Consider the following 11,914-nt stretch of genomic DNA (forward strand, 5'->3'; position numbering starts at 1 on the left):
TCGGCGCCCACCCGGGGCCGCCACCTGCCGCTCCTACCCCTCGTAGGTGGAGACGACACCGGCGCGCCGTACGGTCGGTGCCATGACCGAGCGCCACCATGACGTGCGACCGGATGCGGCGGGCGACTCGGCCACCGTAGACGCCCCGGCCCCGGCCGGCCACCGGAGCCACGACCCGCGCGCGGTGCTCGACCGGCCGGCACCGCCGCCCGACGCCGAACTGCGGTACGGCGCCGACCCCGAGCACGTCGCCGACCTGCGCCAGCCCGGGCTGTCCGCCGGTCCGGCCCGGCCCCTGGTGCTGGTCGTGCACGGCGGCTTCTGGCGGGCCGAGTTCGACCGGCGGCACACCGGGCCCCTCGCGGCCGACCTGGCCGACCGCGGATATCCGGTGGTGCAACTGGAGTACCGCCGGACCGGGCAGCCGGGCGGGGGGTGGCCGGGCACCCTCGACGACGTCGCCGCCGGACTCGCCGCGCTGCCCGCACTGGCCGAGGCCGCCCTGCCGGCCGGCCGGATGGCCCCGGGCCCGCCGATCCTGCTCGGGCACTCCGCCGGTGGTCACCTCGCGGTCTGGGCCGCGCTGCGGGCCCCGGCCCGGGTACGCGGGGTGCTCGCCCTCGCCCCGGTGCTGGACCTCGCCGACGCCCACCGGCGCGACCTGGACGGCGGCGCGGTCGCCGCCCTGCTCGGTGGCGGTCCGGCCGACGTACCGGACCGGTACGCGGCCGCCGACCCGGTCCGCTCGGGCCCGCCCGGGACACGGACCTCGATCGTGCACGGGACCCTGGACCGGCAGGTACCGGTGGAGCAGAGCCGCCGGTACGCGGCGACAGCGGCCGGTGGGCCCGGCGTTGACCTACGCTTTGTCGAGCTGCCGGAGTGTGAGCACTTTGCCGTGATAGACCCGCTGTCCCGCGCGTGGCCCGTGGTCCTGGCCGAGCTAGATTGGCTAGCTGGATCATCAGCTGGATCGTCAGGCGGAATTGACGTGGCTTCGCCTTCCCGGTAGAACCCCGGGGGAGCTGCGATCTCCAACGCCGCCCCCGGGAGGAATCCGTGTCGCAGATGGACCGCAGACGAGCGCTGAAGTTGCTGGGATCACTCGGCGCGTTCGGCGCTACCGGCCTGGCCGCCGCGTGTGGCCGGGCGGACGGCGCCGAGGTCGAGGAGCCGATCAGCGACGAACCGGTGCGGATCGGCATGATCGTGGCGCAGTCCGGCGTCTACAAGCCGATCGGCGACGAGATGCTGCGAGGCTTCCAGCTCTATCTCGACCTGAACGACCAGCGCCTCGGCGGACACCCGGTCGACCTGGTCGTCGCCGACGAGGGGGAGACACCCGAGTCCGGCGGGGCAGCCCTGGACCAGCTCGTCAAGAAGAACGTGCTGGCGCTCACCGGGGTGGTCAACTCGGCGGTGCTGCTCGGCATCCGCGACGGGGTGGAGCAGGCCAAGATCCCGCTGATCGCCTCCAACTCCTCCCCGTCGACGTTGCAGAGTGTCGTCTACATCTGGCGTACGTCGTACATCAACGACGAGCCCGGCCGGGCACTGGCGCCGTACGTCAAGGAGCGGGTGCCGGCCAGCGGCGAGGTGGCGATCGTCGCGCCGGAGTACGACGCCGCCGTCGACTCGGTGCAGGGCTTCCGGCAGAGCTTCGGCGAGTCCGACCCGCGGATCGCCGCGCCGGTGATCTGGACGAAGTACTACCCGGGCAAGCCGGCGCGGAACGCCTACGCCTCGCACATCACCCAACTGGTCAACCGCGATCCCGACGCCATCTACTGCTTCTTCTCGGGTGACTCGGCGGTCGAGTTCCTGAAGAAGCTGCGCCTGGCCGGCTACCGCAAGCCGATCTACGCGCCAGGCTTCCTGACCGAGGGGCCGGTGCTCGACCAGCTCAGGACGCGTGAGGCCGATGGCATCGTGACCTCCCTCAACTACTCGGCCGACCTCAACAACGCGGCCAACCGGCGGTTCGCCTCCGCGTTCCGCAAGGCGCACGGTTCGACCCCCACCACGTACGCGATGGCCTCCTACGACGCCGCGCAGGTGCTCGACAAGGGGATCCGGATCGCCGGCGACAACCTCAACCCGTTGCAGCTGAACCTGGCGCTCGGCCGGATCGGACAGATCGACAGCCCACGCGGCCCGTGGCAGTTCAACCAGCCGCGTACGCCGCAGCAGAAGTGGTATCTGCGCGAGGTGCAGCTCGACGGGCAGGTGCTGTCGAACGTGCTGGTCAGCGAGCTGGCGACACTCGGCTGAGCGGCGGTACCGCCGCGCCGGTGGGGTCGTACCGCCGGTGGGGTCGTAGCGCCGGGGCGGGCACGGTCAGTCGCGCAGTTCGGCGACGCAGCACTTGACGCTGCCGCCGCCCTTCTTCAGCTCGGAGAGCTCGACCGGGACCGGGAGGTAGCCGGCGGCGGCGACCCTGGCCGCCATCCCGTCGGCCTCGCTGTTCAGCACCACGTGCCGGCCGTCGCCCACCAGGTTCAGCCCGAACGCGAAGGCGTCGACCTCGTCCGCCACGACGGCGTCCGGGAAGAGCTGGGCCAGCACGCGCTGGGCGGCGACCGAGAAGGCCGGCGGGAAGTAGGCGATGTTTCCGTCGTCGAGCGCGGCGAGCGCGGTGTCCAGGTGATAGAAGCGCGGGTCCACCAGGCGTAGCGAGACGACCGGGCGGCCGAGTGCCTCCTGCGCCTCGGCGTGCGCGGCCGGCTCGGTCCGGAAGCCGTGGCCGGCCAGGATCAGTCCGCCGTACGCCCGCGGCAGGTAGGCGAAGTCGCCCTCGCCCTCGTTGATCTCGGCGGGTGCGACGAACCGGGCGCCGGTCGCCTCGTGGAGGGCCCGGTGCGCCGCCGCCTCGGCGGATCGCTGCGGATGCCGGAACCGGGCCCCGTAGACGGTGCCGTCCACGACGAAGGCGCCGTTGGCCGCGTAGACCATGTCGGGCAGGCCGGATTCGGGGGCGAGTTCGTGCACCGTGTGCCCGAGCCCGAGCAGGGTCTCGCGCAGTCCGTACCACTGTTTCACGGCCAGCTCGGAATCCACCGGGGTGGCGGTGTCCATCCACGGGTTGATCGCGTACTCCACGGCGAAGTACTCCGGCGGGCACATGAGATATGTCCGCTTTCTTGGGATCCTCGGCTGGTTCACGGATCCAAGGGTAGGTAGGGTGCAAGTTTACTAACAGCCACAACTGTTGCCTGCGAGAGGCGGAACGTTGCAGATCGACGGCGTGGATCAGCGAATCATTGCGTCACTTGCGGCTGACGCCCGATCGTCGTACGCGGAGATCGGGAGCCGGGTCTCGCTCTCCGCCCCCGCGGTGAAGCGGCGGGTCGACCGGCTGCGGGCGGCCGGCGTCATCCGGGGATTCACCGCCGTCATCGACCCGGCCGCGGTCGGCTGGAACACCGAGGCGTTCGTGGAGCTGTTCTGCACCGGCCGGACGACCCCGACCCAGATCACCGTGGCGACCCGGCGGCATCCCGAGGTGGTCGCCGCCTACACGGTCTCCGGCGAGGCCGACGCGCTGGTCCATCTCCGGGCCGCCGACATCGCCCACCTGGAGCAGGCGCTGGAACGGCTCCGGGCCGAGCCCTTCGTCACCTCCACCCGGAGCATGATCGTGCTGTCCCGCCTGGTCGAGTCGCCGACCGTCGTCCCCGCCCCGGACTGACCACCCCGCCCCGACCGGCCGCCGGGGTGACCACCTGAGTGACGTTCGGGAACGTGGACGCGGGCCGGCGCGTCGAACCGGCATGACATCCGGACGGGGAACTCGACCCGGTGCCGTCGTCGGCACCGCACTCGTCGCCGTTCTGGCGCTGACCGGCGGCCTGCTCACCGGCTGCACCGCCGAGCCCGATCCCGCGCCGGCACCGCCGCCGCGGCGCGACGGTGGCGTGCCGGCCGGTGGGCTCCGGCTCGTCGCCTTCGACTCCTGCGCGGACGCGCTGGCCGGGCTCAGGTCCGCCACGAAGGCGTACGTCGGGCCGTACGGCATGGCCGGCGGCGGGGCGTACCCGCAGTTCCGGGCGAACGACCTGGGCGGTGCCGAACGGGCCGCCGCCGGCGCCGATGCGGCGGCCAACCGCGACACCGTCCCGGCCGGACCCGGTTACTCGGGGACCAACACCCACGAGGCCGGCGTGGACGAGCCGGACATGGTCAAGACCGACGGCCGGCGGATCGTCACGGTCGACCGGGGCACGCTGCGGGTGGTCGACACGGCGAGCCGGCGGCTGACCGGCACGCTGAGGCTCGACTCCGACCCGAACGTCGGCTGGGCCCCCGCCACCGACCTGCTGCTGCACGGGGACCGGGCGCTGGTGCTGGTCGCCGGGCACGGCATGATGGAGCCGGCGGTGGCCCGGCGCGCTCCCCGGCCCGCCGTGCCGCCCGCCGACGAGCAGGGCATCGCCGGCCCCCGGCTGATCCTGGTGGGCCTCTCCGGTGCCCCGAGGATCCTGGGTGAGTACCGGATCGACGGCGCCCTGGTCGACGCGCGCCAGGTGGGCCGGACCGCCCGGGTCGTGGTCCGATCCGCGCCCCGGATCGACTTCCCGATGAACAAGGGAGCCGGCCCGGTCGACGAGAAGAAGAATCTCGCCGCCAACCGGAAGATCGTCGACCAGACCCCGATCGACGCCTGGCTGCCGCGCTACCGGACCAGCACCGGTGGGCAGACCAGCAGCGGACAGGTCGGCTGCGACCGGCTCAGCCGCCCGGCCGTCTACTCCGGCACCTCCCTGGTCACCCTGCTCAGCTTCGATCTCGGCGCCACCGCCCTCGGCGACGGCGACCCGGTGAGCGTCGTCGCGGACGGCGACACCGTCTACAGCAACGGGTCCCGGCTCTACATCGCCAGCGACCAGCGTTGGCGGGTGCTGCCGGCGCTGACCGCCGCGGACCGGGCCCCCGACCCGAAGGACGAGCAGACCGAGATCTACCAGTTCGACACCTCCGGCCCGGGCCGGCCCCGGTACGTCACCGCCGCCTCCGTGCCCGGCTGGCTCATCAACCAGTACGCGCTCTCGGAGTGGGACGGGCACCTGCGGGTGGCCACCACCAGCGGCCGTACCTGGGGGCAGAACCCGAAGTCCAGCTCCGCCGTGTACGTGCTGCGGGCCGACGGGAAGACGCTGGCCGAGACCGGCCGGGTGACCGGGCTCGGCAAGGGCGAACGCATCTACAGCGTGCGGTTCGCCGAGGGCGTCGGCTACGTGGTGACCTTCCGGCAGACCGACCCGCTCTACACCGTCGACCTGCGGGATCCCGGTGCACCTGAGGTCACCGGCGAGTTGAAGATCACCGGGTACTCGTCGTACCTGCACCCGATCGGGGGCGGCCGGTTGATCGGGATCGGCCAGGAGGCGAACCAGCAGGGGCGTACCGAGGGCACCCAGGTCTCGCTCTTCGACGTCTCCGACCTGAGCAGGCCGACCCGGATCGCCCAGCACCACGTCCGGTACGGCCACTCCGAGGCCGAGTACGACCCGCACGCCTTCCTCTACTGGCCGGCCACGAACACCCTCGTGGTGCCGGTGACCACCTACGAGCCGCGCGGCAGCGACGGCAAGGTCTGGCCCGGCGGCGGAGCGCTGGTGCTGCGGCTCGGCGACGGCGGTTTCGCCGAGACCGGCCTGGTCGAGCACGCCGAGGCGCAGACGACGGAGACGAGCGGGATGATCCGCCGGTCGCTGATGGTCGACGGAGTGCTCTGGACGGTCTCCGACGGTGCCATCAAGGCGACGGACCCGGCCACGCTCGCCACCCTCGGCGTCATCCGGCTGTAGACGGCGGTTACAGGTACATCCCGGTCCGGTGCTCACCGGGGTCGCGGTGCGGTGGCTTGTCACCCTCCCCGAAGAACCGCCGGCCGCCGAACTCGCCGTGCAGCCGGTCGTCCAGCTCGTCGGCGAGCCCGGTCATCACCTGCACGGCCAGCATCAGGTGGGTGGCCTGGAAGTTGCGGCCGAAGACCGGGATCGAGGCCCAGACGGTGTCGTTGGTGCAGTAGAGCCGGCCGATCGGCATCCGGTTGGTCAGTTCGGAGAGCTTGACGTACAACTGCTCGGTCGGCTCGACCTCGGTGAGCACCGGCGAGAAGACGTCGACCAGCGGAGGATTGTCCCGGACCCGGACGAAGACCATCGCCGAGCCGGCCCGGATCCCGATGTCGCCGTCGGAGTCGACCTGGAGCTGCTCCGCCGACGACTTCAGCATCGCCGAGACCACCGTGCGGACCCGCTCGTCCAGGGCGAGCACGTCGTTGCCGCCCTGCGAGGCCCGGGCCGCCGCCAGCGCCTCGTCCAGGTCGAGTTCGAGGGTGGCGTCGGCCGCGAGCTCGGGCCGGGCCGTGCCGAGCGGCTCGACCGGGATCGGCTCGTCGGACTCGTCGTGCACCAGGAAGACGAGGAAGGCCGGGTGCGGTGCCCCGTACACGTCCCGGAGGGTCCGGGAGACGGTGGTGGCGAGCCGGACCGCCTCGGCCCGGCTGGCCCGCATGCCGAAATACTCCCCGGAGCCCTCCACCACGCCGGGTGGCGACCAGCCGAGCGCGATCATGTCGGCGATCGCTGCCCGGTCGAGCCGGTAGCCCTGCGGCAGGGCGGAGTTGCCCACCGCCCGCAGGTCGACCTGGTCGCCCTCGCCGACCTCGATGCTCACGGAGTAGACGGCGTCCCCGGTGCCGGAGGCGGTCGGATCGAGGGTCAGGGCGATCCTCGCGCCGATCGGCAGGCCACGTAGCTCGCCGGCGAGCGCCCGGGCGAACTCCTGCCACGCCTCGGTCACCTTCACCCGGAGGTCCGCGGTGGTGGGCTCGTCCAGGAGGATCGACTCGTGGTGCTCGGCCGGCCCCCTCTCGGTCACGTCGTCCCTCGGTACCTCAGGGTTGTCAGCCGCCATGATCGCCTCCGTCCGTCAGGGCACCGCACACCCTACCCAGCGGGCCGGGGTGGCCGGGATAGTGCGGACCCCGATCAGACACTAGTAGGCGTCCTTCCGGTTGCCCGGAGGGCTGTTCCCCCGTGCGACAGCCCTCCGGGCAACCGGGAGATTCAGGAACGACGGGGGTTGGCGGTGAAGAACTCCCACATCGCGGCGGTGGCGTCGACCGCCGCCCGGTAACCGCTCGGCGCCGGCCAGGCGTGTCCCATGTCGTTCACCGTGTAGTCGACGACCTGGCTGCCGTCCGGACAGGTGCTGGTCGTCCGGTTCACCGTCTTCGCCGCGTCGACCCAGGCCGGTTGCCCGATGGTGCAGTCCAGGTTCTGCTGCCAGCGGCTGAGCCCGGCGTAGATCCGGGAGGCGATCCGGTCGTCCCGGCCGACAAAGGTGATCACCGAGACCGGCCGGCCGGGCTTGTAGTTCGGGTCAGAGGCGGCGGGACCGCTGGAAAAGGCCCCGCTGACCGGCGCGATCGCCGCGAAGATCTCGGGTGCCTCGACGCCGAGCGCGTACGCCAGCTCGGCGCCGGAGGAGAAGCCGGTCGCGTACACCCGGCCCGGGTCGACCGACCACTCGCCGACCAGTCTGTCGACCAGCGCCCGGACGAAGTTGACGTCGTCGCCCTGCTCGGCCAGCCGGCTGAACTGCCTGTTGAGAGCCTTCGGATAGGCGACCAGGAAACCCTCGGCGTCGGCGCGCGCGTCGAGGCCGCTGATCTCCCGCAGCCGCTCGACGCTCTGGTCGGTGCCGTGCAGCGCGACCACCAACGGGGTCGGGGTGCCGGGACGGTAGCCGAGCGGGGCGTGCAGCACCCAGCTCCGCTCGCCGCCGGCCCGGTCGAGGGCCAGGGTGTGGTCACCCGGGGCCGGGGAGACGGCGGGCCGGGCCCGGTCCGGGCCGGACCCCGGGCCGGTGTCGCCGTCCGCGCCGCAGGCCACGGCGCCGCCGAACACCATCGTCAACGCAATCATCGTCAGGGCCGATCGTCCCGCGCTCCGCATCAGTCCCCCGTTCGATCCGCAGCTTCCTGCCATGAGACTATGTCAAAGTTGACATAGTCTTGTCGAGTCGAGGGATAACGGTTTGGCTACCGCCAGCGCACTGGGTTACGCCCTGCTCTGCGCACTCCATCGGGGGCCGCTCACCGGATACGAGCTGGTCCAGCGGATGCGCAAGCCGATCGGCTACTACTGGACCGCCCAACAGAGCCAGATCTATCCCGAGTTGGCGCGGCTGTCGGCGAGCGGGCTGATCGAGCACGACGCCGAGCCCGGCCCCGGGCCACGGCAACGCAAGACCCACCGGCTCACCGCCGCCGGCCAGGAGGCGCTGGCCGCCTGGCTGGTCGAGCCGCCCGCGGCCCGGGCCTTCCGGGACGAGGCGATCCTCAAGACGTACGCGCTGGCGGCCGCCGATCCCGACAAGATGCGGGAGTTCTATCTCGCCGAGGCCGAGGCGTTCCAGCGCCGGCTCGACGCCTTCCAGGAACAGCACGCCGATCTGGTCTCCCGACGCGCGGACGATCCCCGGCATCCGCAGTTCGGCGCGTACGCCACCCTGGAGCTGGCGCTGGCCGGCACCCCGCCGCGGATCCGGTGGTGCCGCTGGATGGCCGAGCGGATGACCGAGCTCGCCCGGCTGCGCCGCGAGGCCGCCCAGGGTCCGCCTGGGGAGATGTCCTGGGAGGTGTCCTGACGCCGCCCCGTGCTACGGCCCGGCGGCGCTCCGGCCTGTTGCCGGTCGGCGCTCCGGCTACGAGTCGGCGGCGGAGTCCCCGTCCGCCGGCCAGCGGTCGGCGAGTGCGGTGAGACCGGCCGCCGCGACCGCCGGGTCCGCGCCCCGACCGACCGCGACCCCGAGCAGGTACGCGGTGACCGGCGCACCGGGCCGCAGCACGTTGTGTGCCACGTCCCGGGCCAGGTCGAGCACCCGTGGCACGTCCACCTCGGCCGGGTCGAGGTGAAGTTCGGCACAGGCCGCCGCCACCCAGCGGTCCATCGCGTTCATCGGATCCACTCCTCTGCCCGGCGTACGTCGTCCTCAGTGTCGCAGTCGAACCAGGGTGGTGGCCCCGCCCCCCGCCACGTCACCTCGGTCACGGTCAGCTCGGCGATCAGGGCGCGCATCGACGTACCGGTGAGGACGCCGTTGCGGCCGGCGGCGAGCCGGGCCACCGCGGCACGCAGCGGCACGGGCCGCCAGACTCCGCAGAGGAACTGCGCCCGTCCGGCCTCGTCGACGAAGACCACGCCGTCGGCTCCGGAGGCCAGCGAGAGCGCGGTGCGGAGCTGCCGCACCGCGTCGGCGGTCAGCAGCGGCAGGTCGGCGGCGAGCAGGGCGACCGCGAGCGGAGGAACAGCGAGCGGAGGAACAGCGAGCGGAGGAACAGCGAGCGGAGGAACGGTGCTGGCAGCGGGAAGCTGGGCGAGGCCGGCGGCGAGAGCGGCGACCGGTCCACCACCCGGCGGCTGTTCCCGGGTCGCCCGCACTCCGGGCGGCAGGCCGACGGCGGCGCCCACCACGATCCGGGGGTCGGCGTCCGCGACCGCCGCGAGAACCCGGTCCAGCATCGGGAGGCCCGCCACCGGCAGCGCCGGCTTGTCCGCACCACCCATCCGGCGGGCCGCCCCACCGGCCAGCACCACCGCGGCGAACCCCGCATCTGGATCGGGCACGGCACCCGAGCCCGACGCAGCACCCGGGCCCGGGCCCGCACCCGGGCCGGCGCCCGGGCCGGCATCCGAGCCCGAGCCGGCCCGTGAATCAGGCGCGGCGCGTGAATCGGGCGCGGTCGGCGGTCGCGTCGCGGTCATCCGGTAACGGTAGCCGGCTTGACCGTGGCGACCGGCCGGCCGCGAGGCAGGATGGTGAACATGGGACGAGCCAGTGGTCGGCGGAGCGTGCTGCGGATAGACCTGGACTCCGCCGGGGCCGGCGGTCGGCTTTCGATACGCCGGCAGGACAGTCTCGCCGCCGAGGAACCGTTGGAGATCCGGGTGGGTCCGGCCGGGCCGAACCGGCGCGCGCCGCTGGCGGTCACCATGCGGACCCCGGGCGACGACATCGACCTGGCGGTCGGCTTCCTGCTCACCGAGGGGATCATCCGGACCGCCGAGGACGTGCGCACCGCACAGCTCTGCGCGGGCACCGACACCCCGAACACCTACAACGTGGTGGACGTCGTCCTCGCCGACGGCGTACCGGCGCCGACCACCGATCCGGCCCGGAACTTCTACACCACGAGTTCGTGCGGGGTGTGCGGCAAGGCCAGCATCGACGCGGTCCGGACCCGCTCCCGGCACGACGTGTCGACGGATCCGCTCACCGTGCCGGCGCGTACCCTCGCCGACCTGCCGGACCAGCTCCGGGCCGCCCAGCGCGGCTTCGACCGTACCGGCGGGTTGCACGCCGCCGGCCTCTTCACCGCCGACGGGAAACTCGTCGCGCTCCGCGAGGACGTGGGCCGGCACAACGCCGTGGACAAGGTGATCGGCTGGGCCGCCCGGGAGCAGCGGTTGCCGCTGGCTGGACACCTGTTGCTGGTCTCCGGGCGGGCCAGCTTCGAGCTGACCCAGAAGGCGTGGATGGCCGGCATCCCGCTGCTCGCCGCCGTCTCCGCGCCGAGCACCCTCGCGGCCGAGCTGGCGACCGAGGCCGGGATGACCCTGGTCGGCTTCCTGCGCGGCGGCACCATGAACGTGTACGCCGGGGATGCCCGGGTCACGGTCTGATCGCGCCGGGCCAGTCGTCGAGTACGGAGGGGGCGATCCCGGCCTGTAACGCCTCGGCGAGAAGCTCGGCGAAGGAGTAGCCGGGCTGAGCCTCCAGCGCACGTTCCACCGCCACACCGGCCAGCGCGCCCAGGCCCGCCCGCCAGGCGGCGAAACCGAGCAGGCTTGCCGGGGCGGGCACCAGATCGGGTTCGGCGCGACGCAGCACGTCCGTCCAGAGCGCCAGTTGCCAGTCCTCGCCGCCGGTCCGCTGCCAGGCGTCGTCGCGGACCGGCAGATGGACCAGGAGCAGGCTGAGCCAGGCCACCTCCTCGTCGGTGAGCTGCCCACCCGTGCGATACCGGTGCAGCGCCCCGCGTACCGCCGAGCGGCCGGCCCGGCGCAGCGCCCGACGGCCCATCAGGTCACCGGGTGGAGCCTTCTCCAGCAACGCACCGAGGCGGGCCTCCGCCCTCCTGGTCGCCTCCCGCATCGCCTCCCGGGCGGCACCGTCGACCGGGGCGAGCTGCCGGACCAGGGCGTCCCGGTCCGGGAGCGCGACCTGCCCGGCGTAGGTGGCCGCGGCGGCGAGCTGGCTGGTCGAGGAGTCGAACGGGCGGCCCTCCGGCGGGCAGCATCCCGGGTCGCCGCAGAGCTGGGACCAGTAGCGGTCGCCGGTCACCCGGAGCGCTTCGAGCACGGGCAGGCTGACATTGCCGAGCGCGGCGATCACCGCCTCGACCATCGGGGTGACCCGGGCCGGTTCGCCGTACCCGATCACGGTCGTGGTCTCGACACCCTGTCGGGCGACGACCGCCGCGACCTGTTCCGCGGCCCCGCCCGCTCCGGCGGCGGGCTCGCTCCCGGCGGCGGACCCGGGGCCGGCGGCCGGCTCGGGCAGGTCGCCGCGGGCGACGAAGACCACCCGGTTGCCACGCAGAGCGATCACCACCACGCTGTCGGCGGGATGGAAGCCGAGGAGGTAGGGGACCGCCGCGAGCAGGTCGGCAGTCGAGCGGACGGAGAGGAGGGTCCGATCGTTCGAGGTCATGCGGGGCAGCCTGGCCACGGCGCATCTGGTCCGGGGGCCCGGCTGTGGACGACACGCCCGACTTTCCACAGTTACCCGCAGTAGTTTTCCTGCTGGTCCGGGAACCGGCTCCCGCTGCGGTCGGGACGAAATTTCACGAGGCGGCTGAAAGCCGGCCGGGGAACCGGACCACTGTGGGCGGTTGACGCAG

Annotated in this window: 12 protein-coding genes; 6 read left to right on the forward strand and 6 right to left on the reverse strand. The window is 73.0% G+C overall.

What is annotated here, in order from left to right; genetic code table 11:
• Nucleotides 1–82 precede the first annotated feature (82 nt).
• Both ACN27G_RS30730 and ACN27G_RS30735 read left to right on the forward strand, forming a co-directional pair.
• The gene (locus ACN27G_RS30730) at nt 83–1,012 is read left to right on the forward strand and encodes an alpha/beta hydrolase family protein (RefSeq protein ID WP_421496173.1); all 930 of its coding nucleotides are present in this window, start codon (nt 83–85) and stop codon (nt 1,010–1,012) included.
• Nucleotides 1,013–1,059: 47 nt separating this feature from the next.
• Complete coding sequence (locus ACN27G_RS30735) at nt 1,060–2,271, forward strand: ABC transporter substrate-binding protein (RefSeq protein WP_421496174.1); 1,212 nt, start codon at nt 1,060–1,062, stop codon at nt 2,269–2,271.
• Between the two features lie 66 nt (nt 2,272–2,337).
• Here ACN27G_RS30735 and ddaH read toward each other — a convergent pair whose 3' ends face one another.
• Complete coding sequence (gene ddaH / locus ACN27G_RS30740) at nt 2,338–3,123, reverse strand: dimethylargininase (RefSeq protein ID WP_421497520.1); 786 nt, start codon at nt 3,121–3,123, stop codon at nt 2,338–2,340.
• A 106-nt stretch (nt 3,124–3,229) separates the two neighbouring features.
• Here ddaH and ACN27G_RS30745 point away from each other — a divergent pair, with 106 nt between their 5' ends.
• On the forward strand, nt 3,230–3,688 hold the full coding sequence (locus ACN27G_RS30745) for an Lrp/AsnC family transcriptional regulator (RefSeq protein WP_421496175.1): 459 nt from the start codon (nt 3,230–3,232) through the stop codon (nt 3,686–3,688).
• Nucleotides 3,689–3,770: 82 nt separating this feature from the next.
• Complete coding sequence (locus ACN27G_RS30750) at nt 3,771–5,807, forward strand: beta-propeller domain-containing protein (RefSeq protein ID WP_421496176.1); 2,037 nt, start codon at nt 3,771–3,773, stop codon at nt 5,805–5,807.
• A 7-nt stretch (nt 5,808–5,814) separates the two neighbouring features.
• Here the strand turns inward: ACN27G_RS30750 and ACN27G_RS30755 are convergent, their stop codons facing one another.
• Nucleotides 5,815–6,921, reverse strand: coding sequence for a T3SS (YopN, CesT) and YbjN peptide-binding chaperone 1 (locus tag ACN27G_RS30755; RefSeq protein ID WP_421496177.1), 1,107 nt, complete (start codon nt 6,919–6,921; stop codon nt 5,815–5,817).
• A 152-nt stretch (nt 6,922–7,073) separates the two neighbouring features.
• A complete protein-coding gene (locus tag ACN27G_RS30760) occupies nt 7,074–7,919 on the reverse strand; it encodes an alpha/beta hydrolase family esterase (protein WP_421497521.1) in 846 nt (281 codons plus the stop codon).
• Nucleotides 7,920–8,046: 127 nt separating this feature from the next.
• On the opposite strand from ACN27G_RS30760, the gene ACN27G_RS30765 reads away from it, so the two are divergent.
• On the forward strand, nt 8,047–8,658 hold the full coding sequence (locus tag ACN27G_RS30765; protein WP_421496178.1) for a PadR family transcriptional regulator: 612 nt from the start codon (nt 8,047–8,049) through the stop codon (nt 8,656–8,658).
• Nucleotides 8,659–8,715: 57 nt separating this feature from the next.
• Here the strand turns inward: ACN27G_RS30765 and ACN27G_RS30770 are convergent, their stop codons facing one another.
• Together ACN27G_RS30770 and ACN27G_RS30775 are read right to left on the reverse strand one after the other, a co-directional pair.
• Nucleotides 8,716–8,970 (reverse strand): DUF6457 domain-containing protein, encoded by a 255-nt coding sequence (locus ACN27G_RS30770; RefSeq protein ID WP_421496179.1) that lies wholly within the window; start codon nt 8,968–8,970, stop codon nt 8,716–8,718.
• On the reverse strand, nt 8,967–9,578 hold the full coding sequence (locus tag ACN27G_RS30775; RefSeq protein ID WP_421497522.1) for an NTP transferase domain-containing protein: 612 nt from the start codon (nt 9,576–9,578) through the stop codon (nt 8,967–8,969). Before ACN27G_RS30775 ends, ACN27G_RS30770 begins: the two co-directional genes overlap by 4 nt.
• 258 nt (nt 9,579–9,836) lie before the next feature.
• On the opposite strand from ACN27G_RS30775, the gene fdhD reads away from it, so the two are divergent.
• Nucleotides 9,837–10,694, forward strand: a complete 858-nt coding sequence (gene fdhD, locus ACN27G_RS30780; RefSeq protein ID WP_421496180.1) for a formate dehydrogenase accessory sulfurtransferase FdhD — start codon at nt 9,837–9,839, stop codon at nt 10,692–10,694.
• Here the strand turns inward: fdhD and ACN27G_RS30785 are convergent.
• Complete coding sequence (locus ACN27G_RS30785) at nt 10,684–11,724, reverse strand: DUF4192 domain-containing protein (protein WP_421496181.1); 1,041 nt, start codon at nt 11,722–11,724, stop codon at nt 10,684–10,686. The two genes, fdhD and ACN27G_RS30785, sit on opposite strands and share 11 nt — an antisense overlap.
• Nucleotides 11,725–11,914 lie beyond the last annotated feature (190 nt).

The sequence above is a fragment of the Plantactinospora sp. WMMB334 genome (assembly GCF_049179095.1).
Classification (GTDB): Bacteria; Actinomycetota; Actinomycetes; order Mycobacteriales; family Micromonosporaceae; genus Plantactinospora.